Annotated in this window: 20 protein-coding genes; 18 read left to right on the forward strand and 2 right to left on the reverse strand. The window is 51.3% G+C overall.

The genetic code is table 11. From position 1 onward, the window contains the following. From GHO41_RS30120 to GHO41_RS25210, 10 genes are all read left to right on the forward strand, one after another. Positions 1 to 396, forward strand: a 396-nt coding sequence (locus tag GHO41_RS30120; protein WP_218580281.1) for an H-type lectin domain-containing protein, incomplete at its 5' end; no start/stop codon positions are given. Between the two features lie 72 nt (positions 397 to 468). Next, positions 469 to 1497: an IS30 family transposase gene (locus GHO41_RS25170; RefSeq protein ID WP_153434952.1), complete on the forward strand. Its 1029-nt coding sequence runs from the start codon at positions 469 to 471 to the stop codon at positions 1495 to 1497. Positions 1498 to 2109: 612 nt separating this feature from the next. Then, positions 2110 to 2964 (forward strand): hypothetical protein, encoded by an 855-nt coding sequence (locus GHO41_RS25175; RefSeq protein ID WP_153434953.1) that lies wholly within the window; start codon positions 2110 to 2112, stop codon positions 2962 to 2964. After that, complete coding sequence (locus GHO41_RS25180) at positions 2961 to 4076, forward strand: endonuclease (RefSeq protein ID WP_256678851.1); 1116 nt, start codon at positions 2961 to 2963, stop codon at positions 4074 to 4076. The genes GHO41_RS25175 and GHO41_RS25180 overlap by 4 nt, the downstream gene beginning before the upstream one ends. Positions 4077 to 4183: 107 nt before the next feature. Beyond that, on the forward strand, positions 4184 to 4408 hold the full coding sequence (locus tag GHO41_RS25185) for a hypothetical protein (protein WP_153434954.1): 225 nt from the start codon (positions 4184 to 4186) through the stop codon (positions 4406 to 4408). Between the two features lie 145 nt (positions 4409 to 4553). Continuing rightward, on the forward strand, positions 4554 to 4874 hold the full coding sequence (locus tag GHO41_RS25190) for a hypothetical protein (RefSeq protein ID WP_153434955.1): 321 nt from the start codon (positions 4554 to 4556) through the stop codon (positions 4872 to 4874). 329 nt (positions 4875 to 5203) lie between these two features. Further along, entirely contained in the window at positions 5204 to 5641 is a 438-nt protein-coding gene (locus GHO41_RS25195; protein WP_153434956.1) for a TM2 domain-containing protein, read from the forward strand. 133 nt (positions 5642 to 5774) lie between these two features. Beyond that, positions 5775 to 6314: an A24 family peptidase gene (locus GHO41_RS25200; protein ID WP_178126577.1), complete on the forward strand. Its 540-nt coding sequence runs from the start codon at positions 5775 to 5777 to the stop codon at positions 6312 to 6314. 61 nt (positions 6315 to 6375) lie between these two features. Continuing rightward, complete coding sequence (locus tag GHO41_RS25205; protein ID WP_153434958.1) at positions 6376 to 7164, forward strand: hypothetical protein; 789 nt, start codon at positions 6376 to 6378, stop codon at positions 7162 to 7164. Beyond that, positions 7161 to 7883 carry an A24 family peptidase gene (locus GHO41_RS25210; RefSeq protein ID WP_371929033.1) on the forward strand — a complete coding sequence of 241 codons (723 nt, stop codon included), beginning with the start codon at positions 7161 to 7163 and terminating at the stop codon, positions 7881 to 7883. The genes GHO41_RS25205 and GHO41_RS25210 overlap by 4 nt, the downstream gene beginning before the upstream one ends. A 16-nt stretch (positions 7884 to 7899) precedes the next feature. Here the strand turns inward: GHO41_RS25210 and GHO41_RS25215 are convergent, their stop codons facing one another. Continuing rightward, entirely contained in the window at positions 7900 to 8346 is a 447-nt protein-coding gene (locus GHO41_RS25215; protein WP_153434959.1) for a hypothetical protein, read from the reverse strand. A gap of 359 nt (positions 8347 to 8705) precedes the next feature. Between GHO41_RS25215 and GHO41_RS25220 the strand changes: the two genes are divergently transcribed. The 3 genes from GHO41_RS25220 to GHO41_RS25230 all read left to right on the forward strand — a co-directional run bounded on the left by GHO41_RS25220 (position 8706) and on the right by GHO41_RS25230 (position 10973). Further along, the gene (locus GHO41_RS25220) at positions 8706 to 10043 is read left to right on the forward strand and encodes a site-specific integrase (RefSeq protein WP_256678853.1); all 1338 of its coding nucleotides are present in this window, start codon (positions 8706 to 8708) and stop codon (positions 10041 to 10043) included. A gap of 132 nt (positions 10044 to 10175) precedes the next feature. Then, positions 10176 to 10697, forward strand: coding sequence for a hypothetical protein (locus GHO41_RS25225; protein ID WP_153434960.1), 522 nt, complete (start codon positions 10176 to 10178; stop codon positions 10695 to 10697). Positions 10698 to 10781: 84 nt separating this feature from the next. Next, positions 10782 to 10973, forward strand: coding sequence for a hypothetical protein (locus GHO41_RS25230; RefSeq protein WP_153434961.1), 192 nt, complete (start codon positions 10782 to 10784; stop codon positions 10971 to 10973). Positions 10974 to 11013: 40 nt separating this feature from the next. Here the strand turns inward: GHO41_RS25230 and GHO41_RS25235 are convergent, their stop codons facing one another. Continuing rightward, entirely contained in the window at positions 11014 to 12123 is a 1110-nt protein-coding gene (locus GHO41_RS25235) for a DNA-binding protein (RefSeq protein ID WP_153434962.1), read from the reverse strand. A gap of 438 nt (positions 12124 to 12561) precedes the next feature. Between GHO41_RS25235 and GHO41_RS25240 the strand changes: the two genes are divergently transcribed. The 5 genes from GHO41_RS25240 (at position 12562) to GHO41_RS25260 (ending at position 16031) form a co-directional block, all read left to right on the forward strand. Next, positions 12562 to 12879 (forward strand): hypothetical protein, encoded by a 318-nt coding sequence (locus GHO41_RS25240; protein WP_153434963.1) that lies wholly within the window; start codon positions 12562 to 12564, stop codon positions 12877 to 12879. Positions 12880 to 12937: 58 nt separating this feature from the next. Next, positions 12938 to 13300 carry a hypothetical protein gene (locus GHO41_RS25245; protein WP_153434964.1) on the forward strand — a complete coding sequence of 121 codons (363 nt, stop codon included), beginning with the start codon at positions 12938 to 12940 and terminating at the stop codon, positions 13298 to 13300. Then, the gene (locus GHO41_RS25250; RefSeq protein WP_153434965.1) at positions 13300 to 13629 is read left to right on the forward strand and encodes a hypothetical protein; all 330 of its coding nucleotides are present in this window, start codon (positions 13300 to 13302) and stop codon (positions 13627 to 13629) included. Before GHO41_RS25245 ends, GHO41_RS25250 begins: the two co-directional genes overlap by 1 nt. A gap of 198 nt (positions 13630 to 13827) precedes the next feature. Beyond that, complete coding sequence (locus GHO41_RS25255) at positions 13828 to 14772, forward strand: TonB family protein (protein ID WP_153434966.1); 945 nt, start codon at positions 13828 to 13830, stop codon at positions 14770 to 14772. 131 nt (positions 14773 to 14903) lie between these two features. Beyond that, positions 14904 to 16031 (forward strand): tyrosine-type recombinase/integrase, encoded by a 1128-nt coding sequence (locus tag GHO41_RS25260; protein ID WP_153434967.1) that lies wholly within the window; start codon positions 14904 to 14906, stop codon positions 16029 to 16031. Positions 16032 to 16384: the final 353 nt, after the last annotated feature.

The raw sequence follows: 16384 nt of genomic DNA on the forward strand, positions 1-16384 counted from the left end.
TTCATCATCGAAAAGCTCGGCGATTGGTGTTCGGGGATTCTGCCAAATCAGGAAGTCTTTTTCAGAATTTCCCTAACTCAAGCTGGATCAGGACAAACATCGGAATGTGCAACTTGGGCAGATTCCGCTCAGAAGATTTGCCAGAGCCTTCCTTACATTTACATAAAATTTGCTACAGCGTTCTCTGAACCCCCAAAGATCCTTATCAGCCTTGCGGCTCCTTTCCCCTTTACTACGTGCAGCCAAAACCAGTTGGACTGGTTCGGGCATGAAGTTCATGAGATTTCCAACACTGGATTTAGGCTGTATGGGGGGACGAGTCCAATGGGTTGCGGTGCAGCAAATAATGGTGTGGCGGTTAGCAACTTCGATTGGATTGCTATTGGCATAAAGTGATAATTGCCGAGTAGGTGGGCGGCCGCAAAAACTGAGTGCAACACCTGACCTTTCCGGTACGGTGCTGCCCCCATGTCCTATTCCGAACTCAGCGTTGAAGAGCGCGCCATCATTCAACTCGGTCAAGCCCAAGACTTCAGCATGCGTGGCATTGCTCGCTTGATTAACCGATCCCCCTCGACCATCAGTCGTGAGTTGAGTCGTAACCGAGAGGCCGGCGGTGCCTACTCGGCTCGCGGAGCCCAGCAGAAAATGACAATGAGGCGCCAAGTCTGCCGCCCCAAGCGAAAGCTGTTTCCCGGTAGTGAGCGCTTCGAGTTGGTGACCCATACGCTGCGTGAGCGTTTGTCTCCCGAGCAGATTGCCGGCAAGCTGCGCAGCATGAACATACCGCCGCTCAAAGATGCCTACGTCTGCCGCGAGACGATTTACACCGCGATCTACGCCTTGCCGGTCGGTGAACTGCGCAAGGAGCTGATCATCTGTTTGCGTCAAAGCAAGACGACACGCAGGCCGCGCTCTGGCGGCGTGGATCGGCGCGGACAGATCCCCGAGATGGTCAGCATTCATGTGCGCCCACCGGAGATCGAAGACCGCCTAACGCCAGGGCATTGGGAAGGCGATCTGATTAAGGGTAAGGCCAACGCCTCGGCGGTAGGCACCCTGGTGGAGCGCACCAGCGGCTACCTAATGCTGGTGAAAATGAACGACGCGACGGCGACCTCGGCGATGGAGGGCTTCAGCGCGGCACTCAATGGCATGCCGCTGGCGATGCGCAAGAGCATGACCTACGACCAAGGACGGGAAATGGCACGACACGCCGAGATTACCCAGAAGACCGGTGTCGCGATCTACTTCTGCGACCCACACAGCCCTTGGCAGCGCGGCAGCAATGAAAACATCAACGGTTTGATTCGGCAGTACCTGCCCAAGGGCACGGATCTGTCGGTACACAGCCAGGCAGAGCTGGATGCCATCGCACTGCAACTGAATATGCGTCCGCGTAAGCGCTTCGACTTCAAATGTCCTATCGAAGTCATGGGCGAGGTGATGCAAGCAGCCATGGCGATGCGGCATGATGCTCCGGCTTCAATTCAATAACCGTGTTGCACTCAGCTCCTGCAACCGCCGTGATTAAATTTAGTCTCACAATTAATAAATCTGGTGCGGCCACCGCAGCAGTCTACTGCTTCCCAGATGCCGCTATCGGAGGCTGCATTAGTAATGGGATTTCAGAGTGTGGGTCATCTGCACTATGTGCAGATGAGTGGTGTGGCAGAAGGCAACCCCCAGGTCAGGCGTTGGGAGCAGGGTTGGTCATTTAATCTATAATCCACATTAGCATTGAAACGCAACCTATTGATTTGCCTATTAGTTTTATAATTGGCGAAATCGGAGATTTGCGTTTTTCGCACCAAATTGGTTATAGATTGACGGTGTTTACAATGGTAAGAAATTAAATTTTTGACGGTGGTACACCGCTAGCGTGAGTCGAGACGCAAGCCTACCGCCGCATTTGAATCTACTACAAATGTCTTGATAGTCGGTTTCCATCCCATCGGAATCTGCAAATTCGCAACGCCCGATTTGAGTGTGTGCAGGAACTGCATCATGTTGGGGTGTATCGGTTTTCAGCTGTTGTTATCATCTGCTGAAAACACCCGGTAAAAAAAATTGGTATCAAGATGATTTGTGAATGGACCAAATAGAAGTATGAAAAAGATGAGCATAACTTGTAATATTCTAGAAGATGCTGCAAGACTTAAAGCTCTTTCAAAGGCTAATCGAAAACGATCTATTCGAGGGTCTAAGCTGGATAAATTCAAGTTTGAAGTGTTGAAGCTACACAGTTACGGTTGCAGCTTAGGAGAGATTAAAACTTGGTTGTCCGAGCAGAAGGTTATAGTTGAGCGGTCTACTATCCAACGATGGATTGACGGAAACAAGGTTTCTGCGGAAACAACATCAACTAATAAGCTATCTGGGAATGAGACATTAAAGAAAGCTCGTAGAAAGGCAGTTGCTACTTTTGGCAAAACTAAAACCTACACAGATGAGCAATTTCTTAAAGTAATATCGCGACAAAACGATACAAATTCTCTCTGTAGTCGTCTTTGTTGGGCTTGTGGCATACGCCCAAGCGAGTTAATAACGATTCGAATTACAACGGTTGAGACGAATACCGCAATCAAAGATAAAAGTGGCGAGTGGTACGAAGTGATCCAAATTGACGGTCGCAAGCGGTTGGTTTTAATACCCGCCGACCTATCTAATGAACTACAAAAATATAAGCTTGAAAATACACGACTTGTGAAAAATCGTGATGTGGAACATACCCAGTATTACGCTATATCAGGTGGAGCAGCATGGGCAGTTTCATTCAATCGAGCGAGCACTAATGTACTTGGCTGGTCCCTTGGTGTTAATGGCTTAAGAAGTGGTTTTATGATTAGACGACTATCGGAATTGCAGAGGACGATGGCTCTATCCGACGCCCTAAAAAAATTAGAGGATGAGATGGGGGGGCTTCCATACAATCGAAAAGCAGTACATAAGTTAGTCATATGATGCTGTTAATCAGCTCATTGATTCAGGCAAGCGACTTCTATCTAAGGACAAAGATGCAACGCTCTCTACTGACAGCAGAAGACCGTGAATGGATGGAAAAGCCCCCCAGCGATCTACTGCCGGGCTGGGGGGCACGAGTGAAGTGGTTCGCCGAGCTCACAACACTCAGCTTCCTGCTCAGCGTCACGTTTACTGCTAGTGCTGCGCCGAATGATTTCTCTCAGGCAAAGCGATTACTTCGTGATCACGTCTACAACGACCAGAACCAGACCGCAGCAGGCGACTTTTACTGCGGCTGTAAATGGGAATGGGTGGGAAAATCCGGTGGTCGCATGGACCCTAACAGCTGTGGTTTTCAGGCAACAAAACAAGCTAGTCGGGCAACTCGACTGGAGTGGGAACACGTTGCGGCTATTAGTGCAGTTGCCCAGCAACGCCAGTGCTGGCGCGATGGCGGTCGTGAGAACTGCCAGCGTACAGACCCCGTTTTCAACCGAATGGAGGGCGATATGTTCAACCTTGTGCCGTCCATTGGCACGGCTAACGCCCTGCGCTCGAACATCAACTACGGAATGGTGTCCGGGTCGTCAATGCCACTTGGCGCCTGTACTACCAAGATAGGCGCCACAGTCCGTGCAGTAGAGCCACGTAACGAGGTCAAAGGTGAAGCTGCCCGCATCACATTTTATATGGCAGACCGCTATAACATCCGGCTCAGTGACCAACAGCAGCGAGTTCTTGTGGCTTGGGACCGCAGCTACCCGGTATCTGCCTGGGAGAAAGAACGTGACCGACGCATTGCGTACTCAATGGGTCATCACAACCCTTTCGTTACTGGAGAGCGTCAATGGGTGCCGGGCTACAAGCCACTGGCAGAAGGCATTACGTCCGGTAGCGCTCAACCGCAAACACAGAAGGCGTCTGCATCACCGTTGAAGTCATCCCATGTTGCAACTGCCGGCGCCGTTCGCGGAAACAGCCGAAGCCATGTGTATCACCTGACTCAAGGTTGCCCCAGCTATGAGCAGATCAGCGAGCGCAACCGTGTTGAGTTTGATACCGAAGCCGCAGCAGTCAAGGCTGGCTATAGCAAGGCTGGAAACTGTTCGTGAGTCAGGCAAGCGTATCAACAGCCCCAGATTGGCTGTCGCGCTGTGGATTCTTAGCAACGGTTGCAGCATGTAACGCATTTCTCCTACCAGACCATCGAGGCTGATCCATGAGTCGTGAAGTACTTTCAATCTGGACGGTGTACCAGTACCCAAAAGATTACCCCGCACAGTTCGTAGCGCGGCGTTTCGAGTCAACCAATCCGCCAACAGCTACTACTGATTTTTTTCTTGCCGATGACCTGAATGGGATTCGAGAACAGCTTCCCGGAGGCTTGCACTGTTTGTCACGGGAGGCTGGCGATGACCCGGTGATCGTTGAGTCTTGGTTGTAATTACCACATAGAGAGCGTGATTCTCATGAAAGTTGATCCCGATTCGCTTGCTCAGTTCATCCGCAAAGTTGATTGATGGCAAAGCTCTCCAGCGAACAACTGTCGGGCTTAGGGCCACTGATGACACAAAAAAGGTAAAAGCTTAATGATAAAGAAAAGACTCAAGAATATCGGCATCACCACTGAGGTCTGGAAAGAACTCAAGCTAATGACCATCGAGCGCGATTGCACGATGGACGAAGCGGTAGCTGAGTTACTAAAAAACGACCGGGAGCAGAGCGATAGTGATCGCGCATTCGTTTCACAACCAGTAGACACGGCGCTTTTGGTGAGTGGTTGGCTACTGGAGAGTATTGAGGCCAAGGTGAGTGACCTCGATCCTGACGCTGAGTCCTGTGTTAGTAACGCAGACGTGCAAGTGCTGGTAAACGCAGTTCGCACGCTACAGGTTCGCGCTCATCTGTAATTGTGCGCTGGCCATGGTGGGCTAGGCTCCCTTCCCGATCCCCTGTTACAACCTAACCTATTGATCTATAAGGCAAAACGCCTATTGTCCACTCAATAGGCGAAATCCCGAGTTTGATGGGGTAGTAAATGCAACCAGTTGGAATGCGTTGCTCCCCCCTGTCCCATTATTGTGGTGCCTACCAGTAATCCTTGCAGCCACGCAGCTGCCCTTCCCTTCAAGTCCTAGCTTGGGTTTCGGGGTGTTTCTGGTGCAGTTAGGCCAAGGTGCGATTTAGACCTTCTGGCCGTTATACCAAGGGCATCGTTCATATAAGGCAGTAACTCGAAATGTCGTTCAAAAAAGTATCCCTCGCAGCACTCGTTGGCGCCTCCATGCTGGTATCCGGTTGCGTAACTCACCTCTCCCCTGGTCAAGAGCGTGAAATGACTGCCTACGAGGCGAAGGGGCTCGCTCAAACAGAGAAGAGCGTTAGCCTAGCTGCTGTTCTCGGCATCTTCCCCATCATGGGCTATGCCTATACTGGCCATCCAGTGGCAGCTACGTTCTCAGTTCTGACATGGCCATTCTTGGGACCACTTTGGATGCCGGCTGATGCAGCCTACGCAGCCCAGGAGCGGAACTACTGGGCAACCAAAGATTACGCAGAGCGTGAGAAGCGGAAATCGCTGGAAGTAATCGACCAGAAGCTTCAAGACAAATCGATCAACTACGAGCAGCACATTCGTGAGCAGCGCGAGATTGAGGCGAAATACTCCCCCTACTAATTTTATCTGGAAGCAGGCCTAGGCCTGCTTTTTGGTGCCCTAATGAATGTCAAAATGCACGGTGCCCTCAGCACCCATGCTTACCTCGCGACACAAGATGCTGGTGCCCTCAATATTGGCGGGGGTGCCTGACATGGATTTGAGTACGGTCCCTAATGGCTGGATCATTGCACTTTGGTTTGGTGTTGTTGGAATGTGCGTAGGCTCGTTCGCAAACGTAGTTGTGTATCGCCTGCCAATCATCCGCAAACTGGGCGACCAAGCAGATGGCCAAAAGCTTCAGGAGCTGATTGCCAAGCATGGAAAATTCAACCTTTCATTGCCCCGCTCAAGCTGCCCATGTTGCGGGACCAAAATCAAAGCACTTCATAACATTCCTGTTCTGAGTTGGATTTTGTTGCGCGGTAAGTGCGCGTCATGTGCAAAACCCATCCCTATAAAATACCCCGCAGTTGAGCTGTTGTTCGGAATAGCCTTTGCTGCGTACGTGTGGTCTGACGGATTGAGTGTCGCGGGTCTGATCACCCTCCCCGTGATGGCTATCGGTTTCTGTTTGTTCACGATTTTCTTACAGACCCGACGAATTGTTAAGTCGCTTGCCTTCGCATATGTGGGTGCTGTGGTTCTGCAACTCATCATTATCAACTTCGTGCCCGGCATCTACGTGTCGTAATCGAAGTTGCAGAACAGCAGGCTTCGGCCTGCTTTTTTTTGTCTTAAGAACTGAGGTAGATATGGGCTCAAAACCTCTAGTCGGTATCAAGAGTGAGGCCGACCTGTGCAACCTGTTTATGCGCGATTTCAATGCATTGCCGGGGTGGACCTGCTATCCAGAAGCGGCAAATTTTGACGTGCTGGCAGTACATGATGACGGGCGGCAGCTAGGAGTTGAAGCGAAGCTGACCCTTAATGCAAAGGTGGCGGAACAGATATTGCCAAAGCGTAATGGCGACTTTTTCGACATGCCTGGCCCTGACTACCGCATGGTCATTGTTTCAAAAATAACCGTAGCAAACGCCGGCATTGGAAAGATGCTTTCAATGCTCGGTATTGAGGTTCTAGAGCCTCGCGTGACAAGGACGTTCAACGGTGATGAGTTTAAGTTCCACTTCCACAACATACTTGAGTCAAATGGACAGGAGACCTCGTTCGGTGGTCAGTATCTTCACGATTGGAGTCCAGCATTCAGGTGCTACGTCCCTGCCCTGCTCCAGGCCCTTCCTGCTGGCGTGCCTTCTCCTGTTCGGCTTACCCCTTGGAAAGAAAAAGCGATCCAACTTGTTGCGCTTATGAGGCATCAAGGGTTCATCACTGCCAAACAGATTGCGGCTCATGGACACGCTGTCACGCGATGGACGCAGCCAATAGGGTCGAATCCGGCATGGTTGGTTAAGGGGCAAGTCCGTGGCCAATGGGTCGAAACCGATAACCTCCCACCGATTGACCGGCAGCACCCTGAATTATATTCCCTGGCGGTCTTGGCCATCACCACCGACTTATCTAAGGAGTTCACCCTGTCGTGATTGAGGTATTAGCAGGTGCAGGAATAGGATTTGTAGCTGGTACAGTCTTGAGTGCGGCAGCCAAGCGACTCCCCAACATGTTGTTCAAGAGCTGGCGGAGTGAAGCCTACCAACTGCTCGATTTGGAGGAACAAGGGATTGACCCAGGTGTGGTTCAGCGAAAGCACCATTTACTGCAACGTGCTTACATACCCGAGGTGGCTTGTGCCTTGTTGTCTGCTGTAGTGATTTTGACGTTTGGCTTGAGCATTCAGTCTGTGGCAATGCTTTCACTGACATGGGGCCTCATTATCTTGGTGTTGATCGACGGCGAGCACCAGCTGTTACCCGACTGCTTGGTACTGCCACTTCTCTGGCTAGGTTTGATAGTCAACCAGCAATCCCTGTTCACCCGCCTCGATGATGCTCTGTTTGGTGCCGTGGCAGGTTACATGGTGCTTTGGATTGTTATGACTGGATTCAAGCTGTTGACCGGGCGGGAGGGGATGGGCAATGGGGATTTGAAAATGCTAGCCATGCTGGGAGCGTGGGCAGGATGGCAGTTGCTACCTCTCATAGTGCTGGTGGCCACCGTACCAGCAGCGATCTATGGCATTGCAGCCCAGCGGCTGTCCACCAGCGAGTGCGGACCACAGATTCCATTTGGACCATTTCTGGCGCTGGGCGGGTTTGTGGCAATGATCTGGGGAAATACGATTATTAGCGCGTACCTGCTGTGACGCCGAGCTTAACCCTTCATTGACTGGCATCGGAATCGAAAGGGAATTCGCCGACCTGCTTGGCAATGGCTTCAACGTCCAGTGTCGGTATAGGGTTGGATTGTCGGCGATATTGCGTTTGCCCCCCACTCTGCTCAGTCAGGTTTAGCCACCACTTCCAAACTTCTGCGCGAGTAAGCGGCCCGTACGCATTCTCGATCATGTTCAGATACTCACGTCCCTGTTCCGGCAGGATGCGCCACATGGCATTAATCGCGGTGAGAGTTGCGATGCACAGCAACGCAATAATGCCGGGCATGATTTTTTCCTCGAACGGGCCGAGCGCAAAATACCAACAGACGACCACGCCAACTGGAGCAATTGCCGACAGACCTAGCTTCATGAATAATTTCTTTGTCGCCATACAGCCAATGAACGTGCAGACCTTCCATCGTTCGATTTTCGTGGCATGGTTTTCGAACACTTATTTCCCCTAAAGCATGTATGCAAAATTAAAGTTAGTCCTGTTGAATTCGAGACCCTGTTAGGGCTAGGAGAATGCTCAATGCGTTCAGAGCGGAGCTCACCAGCTCGCTTCATCGAGCGGGTGGGCACCACGTTCTTATCTCGCGTCCTGGCCCAGGGCATACAAGTCTCTCAATGCCACATTATCACGGCTGAACTCAGTAACCGCCCTGCTCTACCCTGGTCACATAATTTGCATTATGCGTATCAAGAAAACTGATTATTCTGCGTTTCGCGTTTCGCAGCAAATGCCTATTAGCACGCCATGATTTCACCTTATACTGAGTCCACAGAACGCTACTGGCTGACACCTTCGCTATGACGAAATCAAAGACACCGAACCGCGCAGCGGCCCTTAAGTCGGCACCGTCGAAGAAGGCCTCGACCTCTTTCCAGCTGATCCCGTTAATAGATACTCATCAAGCTTTCACCTCAAACGACGCTGCATCTTATGAAGATGACCGTCCCTACATCACCGAGTACCTATCCCGCTTCCAAAGTCGTTTCGATGCCCGTGCCGACTACGAGGCGGTTCGGAAATTTCTTAAGTCTCACGACGATACTGTAACTACCTTCAACAACTACCGTACCCAGGTGGAACGCCTGCTGCTCTGGGCTTGGAATAAGCAGGGCAAGCGGTTTGTTGATTTCGTTCGGGATGATGTTGAGGAATACATAGACTTCTGCAAAGCGCCGGACCCGAGTTGGATAAGCACGTCCATCTTTAGCCGTTTTGTAATTCGAGACGGCGTGCATGAGCCCAACCCAGAATGGCGCCCCTTCTCCATGCGGACCAAGAAGGCAACTGCTAAGGTCGCGGTTGAGAACAACTGTGATGTACCTGCCCCCACCTTCAAAATGGCTGACAGCTCGCTTAGTCAGGTATTTGCCGTGATGAACTCGCTGTTCGCGTATTGCACAGCGGATCAAGTGATGGACCGGAATCCATGTGTTCTGATCAAGCGTGACTTACGAAAAAAGAAATCAAAAGAGCTCAAGATTCCACAGCAAAAATCATTGACCAAACTACAGTGGGCTTGCTTGCTTGAAACAGCCGAGTTGATGGCCAAGGAATCGCCATTATCGGGAGAGCGAACCCTTTTCTGCATCGTGATGTTGTTCGGCTGTTATCTCCGGGTCAGCGACCTTGTTGGGAACGGAGAGTGGAAACCCGCCATGGGCTCGTTTGTTCGTGATCGCGATGCGTGGTGGTATCACGTAGTGGGTAAAGGCAACGTCCACGCCAAGATCGCGGTTAAGCCGGACTGCATCAGCTACCTGGTACGATACCGGCGTACGCGTAGCCTGCCAGACTTCCCTTCCTCTGGTGATGATGAGCCGCTTCTGCGAACGGTCCATGGGCGTGCTGGCATGAAAGGCCGCCAGATTCGTGATGACGTTCAGGCTGTGCTTGACCGGACGGTGGAGCGAATGAAAGGTGAAGGCTTTGAAGACTTCGAGATAACTGAGTTGCGGTCGGCGAGCCTTCACTGGCTACGGCACACTGGGGCAACCTTTGACGCACCATACCGCAATCCCAAACATTTGCAGGCCGATCTGCGCCATAAGAGTTTGGCGACGACCCAGAATATCTACTACCACGCCTTGGACGATGAGCGTAGCTCCGACATGGCCAAGCTCTCGATCCGACGATAGGTGTTAGGGCATGCAAACGAAAATGTCCAACCTGCAATCCATCGTGATCTACCAGAATTTATAGCGACTGACATGCGGACGTGGATGCCGAAAGCCAAGGGCTACGTCCTCACTGCTAAAAGGAAAGCAACCGTGAAAAGACGTGAAGTAGAGAGGCATGTGCAGGAAGCTGTTCAGGCGCTTCTGGACGACAAGCTGAGCATCAATCATGCCTTTCGATACTCGACTGACTATTCAGGCGAGCGAAACTGCATGGAGCTCGAACTCAAAGCTATAGAAAAAGATGACCCAGAGAGAAGTAGTCCTCAATCGATCAGAGTATTGAAACTGGTCTTTCTCCATGACTGCAATCAAATCCAGATACCGAACATCTTCATACCCATCTGTATGACGCATGAGCGCTTGGGTAAGCGAACGATCAAGGCTATTCACGATGCTGGGGCAAAATTCGGCTATGAGCTGTTCGTCGTTGACATGGTGCAATCCTTCTACGACCGACTGATCGTTCGTGGGGCAGTTAGCATGGGGCATGATTCTGTGCAAATTACGGCTGTTACGGACTTGGAGAGTGATGTTGGTAGCCGGAGACATAAAATCGATGACGAGTTAGAGGGTTTCGACATGTTCAGTTTGATCCGTGGGAACAAATCTTAACTCCCGCCTGAGTACGTCAATGTCCAGCCATCGAGCTGGACAGCGACAGTAGGAAGACGCCTATTTTTGCGTCCGCGAAATCGAATGAATGACGACATGCTGTTAGATCCAAGCAACCAAGCCGAGTTCGACGAACTGCATACGCATATCCACGACGCGATCCACGCCGATCATGAAGTGCGCTGGATGCAAACGGTCTGCGGCTTTGGATCACGGCGCATGCCTGAGCAAGGCATGTTCGTAAAAACTGGCCCGCATGGTGGATCAGCACTCTGAATTTGAATGCAGCGCCAGCGACAAGCTGGCGCTCAAGTTCTCAATCTGCTGTACCGAAAAGCCTTTCTATATCTCGCTGCGAATGACCCAATTCCTTAAGCTCTGGATCGTCCTTTTTGGCTGCCCGGCTTGCCAACTCGAAGACTCTTCGTGAGTGCTCCACAATTCCGGTGATCACCGATCGGCTTTCAGCTGCACCGCTTACCCTTAGCTTTTCCAAGTTCGACTGCGCCTCGATCAGTAGTTCTTGCAATCCCGTGAGCCTTTGAGCTGTTACCTCTTTATCGGAAATGGCAGTACGCAAACGCAATTCCCGTTCTTCCTCGCGCTGGACGCTTTTGGTTTGCTCGATTGAAAGATCAGCTACCAACTCCTGCATTTTGACCAACTCTTTCTCTGCCAGGGTGGCTCGGTTTTCCGCCGCGTGCTGACCGGCGTTGAGCTTGTCTATCTGTCGTTTAGCATCGCCCAACTGCTCTGTTAGACGCAGTTCGTTTTCTCGGCAGTTGGAAAGGTTCGTCTCAAGAGCGCCCAGTTGTCCGGCATGCCGGTTCGCTTCCGTTTGACGCTGAATCTTGACCTCACCTTCGTATGTGGTGATGTGCTGCTTGAGCCGGTCGATTTTGCTGCTTGCTTCAAGTACGCGCTCTGACAACTGCTCATTCTTCAAGTCAGCCTTGGCCAAGAGAGGTCGCAACTCATTCAACTCAGCTACTGCGGAGTTGTGATTTTCCGTTGCCTCCAGCAGCCGCAAGCGCAACTCTGCGTTCTTGCTCTGCTCTGCCTCAATGGTAGCTATCGCCAGATCACGTTCGTGCATCAGTGTGTTCTTCTGTTGCTCCAAGTTACGTCGCTTGTCTTCGAGTAAAGCACTTACGTGTGCAGTTCGCTGATTGGCCTGCTCTTCCATCATGTCCCCCATTTCACGGCACAGCTCTGCCAGTCTTTGTGGGAATTGCGACAGGAACAGGCTGGGTGAACCCCATCCGGCCCTTAGCTGCGTTAGATGCTTAGATATTGTGGTGTTGGAGCCACGATCACCAAGCTCAGCTCTCACTGCGGCTACTGTGTCTTTTTCCCCTCTTTCCAGCACTGCATCCCGCGCTACAGCCGTTTCCTCAATTTTAAGTTCTGAACTATTTGTAGCCATGAGAGTGCTCCGCAAGGTGTGGGAAAGGAAAAAGTCATTACGCTATTGTACACCTTATACGTGTAGCGATATGAGCAGTACAAAAAAACGCCAACCTCAGGAATGATGAGTTTTTATCGGTTTAGATAAAGTATTGAATCAAAGGCTAGAGCGGTCTGCGTTCGAAATGGAAGGAAATATCGATAACCGGGGGTATTTGTAGGTGTACAGCTATAACGGCGGTGTACACGAATGACCACACGCATGGATAGCTGTAGGAGACTGGCAGAATGCCATCATGCAGCGTTGTGATAGGCCTGCACCTAACGGTTGCCAGTTGGGTGGAATGCATGGAAGACGCGTGGTATCAGTCGTTATAAGAGCAGGGAGATAACTGACTCCGCGCAGCCATCGAGTTGATAGTCGCAATTGTTGAAATGATTAATGAAGGAACTGCCTATGCCCTGGCTGACAGCAAAAGATGTGACAACTGACCCCGTGCTTGGCGAGGTGAGTCGAGCAGTAGCAGCGTACAAGTGGATGCTTGTTGAAACCAACCACGCTGGCTTGAGGCATCGAATCGCATGCTGGTTTCGCCATCCAGAGGCATTGGGTCGCGAAGGGAAATTGATTGCAGCAAAGCAGAACGCCCAGAAGGTGATCAATCGATCCCCTGAGCACAGAGCAGTGTTTGAAAGCCTTGTCAGTGGTCAACCCGAGTCTGTTCAACGTGAGGATAACCTTCTGTCCTTGCTGAACATGAGCATTAAGTCGTAGCCAAAGGCGTTCCGCCCAAGCAGTGACACCGAAACACCAAAAATTAAGGATTTCATGCATGTCCCGGCACTACATCGTTTTGCCTGCGAAGATCGATGCGCAAATTGATGGCCAAGCTCGTAAATTAACGAGCGCAACTATCATCTGCGGTTTTGACAAATTCCCTACCAGGCATTTCTTCTGCAACGTCTCCGAATCCCTGATCCCGGAACATGTTGATGAGCCTATTTGGGCTTCGGTACTCGACTTTAACTTTGATAATGTTACGTCTGTTAATGGGTTTGATAGCAAGCTCGCCTCTATGGGCGTCACCCTTCCCGCATCTTATAAAGATGCGTTGCTTAGCGACTGGTCCCAGGGGCGCATGAAGAACGAGGTGCACTGGAATCCAGATGGGACTATCGACGGAGTGGTGTCCTAATGTCGCAGCACTCGATCATGCTGCACTCAGCTACTGCCCAAGGCCGGATCATGGTTGTTGCTGGCTACACAAACGGTATCCGTGGACCTCACTTTTTCTGCTCGCTGATAGACGCTACAGAACCGAATTCCCATCTGTGGAACTCGCAGTTCTCCCTTGAACACATGCGTGCCCAAAGCCCAGACGAGTTTGACGAAATACTTACGGAGTGGGGGGTGACGCTGCCCGGCTTTATCAAGCGGGCACTCGAAGAAGACTGGGCCAAGGATTTGAAAAGCCCAGTTGAATATTGTTGGCAGGACGATGGAACATTTGATCAGATCGTATGATCACTGCACGCTACGGATTCACCTCGGTTGGCCCGGTGATTGCCCCGCAGCTGTACCTCGGTATTTGGCAAGGTGAGTGTGACAGTGCATCAGACCATTTTCCCAAAGCCGACCTTATGTAAGTGCAACAGGTTGAAGTGAACTCCGATTGCTCACCGAGTAGATTCGTTTCTTACGGCTCGCAGAGGACGCTTCACCTTGAAAGAATCGAAACTGAGTTACATAGCCTTAGCCCTTTCGGTAGGCGCTGCTGCCATTAGTGGTCTGTCGGGCATGCTTAGCGTGCTCCCTAACAGTAGCAAGATCGACGTGCTAACAGAACAAGTACAGGTGTTAACTGAACAGAACAAGCGACTTAGCGCCATAGTCAGCGAAGTTGACATGAATCGGATCAGGATCAATGAGTTGGATCTTGGCATGACTGCGTTTGCGAACGTGTTGAAAATTGACCGCCGTGAATTGGCCAAAGCTTTCAACTCTTTGAAAGCGCAACAAGCGGCAGACGCTAAGGCAGCTACAGCGGCTCAGCGGTCGTCAGAAGACAAGGGCAGCTCCACCACAACACAACCGGCAGAACATCAGCCAGTTCCAGTGGTTTCGCAGGAAATGGCAACCCAAGAAGCTCCAGAGCCATCCACTTCAATTGAAGCCATCAGCACATCAGCTTCGGCGCCAAGTCAGCAGCACTCAAAACCAGCGCAACCAGCTCAGCACACATCCGAGCCATCAAATTCTGCAACTCCTTTGATGGGGGCTGATAACCCGTTCTCAGCGGGGCTGGACAACACAAGCGCAGCCGGCGATGTGGCTCAAGCCCTTGCCGTAGTGCCCGCTTTAGCCAAGTCTATGTCTATTGCCCAGGTCGATGCCGTGCTGGGTAAACGACTGTCATCGAGCTGGTATAAACCTGCTGGCGAAATTGAGGGTCTGAGTACCCTCATTCAGTTGAAAATGACCCGAAACGGTAAGGTAGCCACTGCGCGAATTGCCAAATCGTCGGGTAATTCCATTTTCGATAACTCGGCCTTAAGCGCGGTGAAGTCAATCGGGACCATAGAGGAAGTCGGTCAACTCTCTGACGCAGATTTCAAAAAGGCGTACGAGAGTCGGCCTATACAGTTCACCCCACAAATGGGGCGTTGATGGCAACCATGGCTATCCTCGATTCCGGGTATTGGGGTTGGTAAAGTCGCTGTTACCGCACTGCTATTTGGCGGCTTACCCCTATCTCGCCGCTATACTGCCAGGATAGTACTCAGGTCAGACTCCCAACCATGATTCCAGTTACCCCCACTTCTGCACCGGACGGAATGCCATCCACCAGTACTGCTGGTGCAGAAGACATTGAGGCATTGGCGAGCCTCTATCTGGAGGCCGGTAAGTCAGCAAATACCGAGCGCACGTATAAATCGCATATAGATCACTATCGCTTTGAATGGGGTGGGTTGCTACCCGCAACCAGCGATGCAGTAATCAAATACATTACGACTTACGCAAAAACCTTGAAGGTCAGCACTCTCCGGCAACGGCTCTCAGCTTTGTCCAAATGGCACAAAGAACAAGGGTTCGGAGACCCTACCTTCGACAAGGATGTTAAAGCCACGTTGAAGGGTATCTCCAAGGTTCACAAGGGCATTACGAAGCAAGCATATCCCCTGACCTTTAAGCACCTTTTGGCGATCTGTGACAAGTTGGAAGCGGAGAAGATACTTGCAATTCAGGCGTGGAATACTGCGTGCACAACTGCTCCTATTGACTCTCCAACACGTCGCGATGCTGAGGGCGCAATTCTGCGCACTCATCGTGATCTGGCATTGATCCTTGTTGGATTTTGGCAAGCCTTTCGTAGTGATGAATTGAGCCGCGTGACATTCGAAAATGTGGTGGCCAACAGGAACCAAGGCATGACCATCTTCCTGTCGTACAGCAAGACTGACAGGGATGCGAGTGGCACCACCTATAATTTACCAGCGCTGAAAGCATATTGCCCTACTTCGGCATACCTTGATTGGATACAGGTGTCAGGGATCACAAAGGGATTGGTTTTCCGGTCGATTAGTCGATGGGGGAAGTTGGCTCCAACGGGGATTCATCGTCAAAGCATCGAGCACATTTTGAATCGTGTGGCCGGCGATCTGTTCCCTAATGAGCCGAAATTCAGTACTCACTCTTTGCGCCGTGGATTCGCAGACTGGGCAGTCAGGGAAGGCTGGGACATTAATACACTCATGAATCACGTAGGGTGGCTTTCAATGGAAAGTGCCCGTAAGTACATGCCAACACAGAAGGATTTTGGGGTGCTCGCTCTTAATCCTGCGCCCGCTGCTATTACGGGGGAAGTACTCGTTCCAGCCAGTGGTTTGACGTTGCTCGGGCAGTATCAAAGATCAGAAGACCAATAATCGGTAGATATTGCCCATGGCAACCTCAGCGCCTTGTGCATTGATTCCCGGTTCAAATCTGGTTGCTCTCGCGCCCTGTAAGGCCGCTAGGCCAAGTCGTATTGCGGGATTCGTTGTCATGGCCCGCAAAATGGCTGAGAATGTTCCTACGCGATTGCGTAGTCAGCGGCTGAGCAGTGGTCAAGGATGATGTGGAAAACTCAGTTGCGATCAAAGGGTGCCTCTTGGGGCACCCTTTTTTTTGGCAATAGAAACGACAGTGGACGATCCTGCGTTGTATCCGTCCGGCGAAGTCATCTACCCGATCCCAACTATAAGGGCGATGGTGTCAGTTCAAAAATACGTGGACACCA

This window comes from Pseudomonas sp. FSL R10-0399 (assembly GCF_009600165.1).
GTDB classification, from domain to species: Bacteria; Pseudomonadota; Gammaproteobacteria; order Pseudomonadales; family Pseudomonadaceae; genus Aquipseudomonas; species Aquipseudomonas helleri.

Bases quoted from the DNA above. Each gene is read 5' to 3' on its own strand.
- GHO41_RS25170 (WP_153434952.1), top strand. From the start codon at position 469: ATGTCCTATTCCGAACTCAGCGTTGAAGAGCGCGCCATCATTCAACTC.
- GHO41_RS25175 (WP_153434953.1), top strand. From the start codon at position 2,110: ATGAAAAAGATGAGCATAACTTGTAATATTCTAGAAGATGCTGCAAGA.
- GHO41_RS25180 (WP_256678851.1), top strand. From the start codon at position 2,961: ATGATGCTGTTAATCAGCTCATTGATTCAGGCAAGCGACTTCTATCTA.
- GHO41_RS25185 (WP_153434954.1), top strand. From the start codon at position 4,184: ATGAGTCGTGAAGTACTTTCAATCTGGACGGTGTACCAGTACCCAAAA.
- GHO41_RS25190 (WP_153434955.1), top strand. From the start codon at position 4,554: ATGATAAAGAAAAGACTCAAGAATATCGGCATCACCACTGAGGTCTGG.
- GHO41_RS25195 (WP_153434956.1), top strand. From the start codon at position 5,204: ATGTCGTTCAAAAAAGTATCCCTCGCAGCACTCGTTGGCGCCTCCATG.
- GHO41_RS25200 (WP_178126577.1), top strand. From the start codon at position 5,775: ATGGATTTGAGTACGGTCCCTAATGGCTGGATCATTGCACTTTGGTTT.
- GHO41_RS25205 (WP_153434958.1), top strand. From the start codon at position 6,376: ATGGGCTCAAAACCTCTAGTCGGTATCAAGAGTGAGGCCGACCTGTGC.
- GHO41_RS25220 (WP_256678853.1), top strand. From the start codon at position 8,706: ATGACGAAATCAAAGACACCGAACCGCGCAGCGGCCCTTAAGTCGGCA.
- GHO41_RS25230 (WP_153434961.1), top strand. From the start codon at position 10,782: ATGAATGACGACATGCTGTTAGATCCAAGCAACCAAGCCGAGTTCGAC.
- GHO41_RS25235 (WP_153434962.1), bottom strand. From the start codon at position 12,123: ATGGCTACAAATAGTTCAGAACTTAAAATTGAGGAAACGGCTGTAGCG.
- GHO41_RS25240 (WP_153434963.1), top strand. From the start codon at position 12,562: ATGCCCTGGCTGACAGCAAAAGATGTGACAACTGACCCCGTGCTTGGC.
- GHO41_RS25245 (WP_153434964.1), top strand. From the start codon at position 12,938: ATGTCCCGGCACTACATCGTTTTGCCTGCGAAGATCGATGCGCAAATT.
- GHO41_RS25250 (WP_153434965.1), top strand. From the start codon at position 13,300: ATGTCGCAGCACTCGATCATGCTGCACTCAGCTACTGCCCAAGGCCGG.
- GHO41_RS25260 (WP_153434967.1), top strand. From the start codon at position 14,904: ATGATTCCAGTTACCCCCACTTCTGCACCGGACGGAATGCCATCCACC.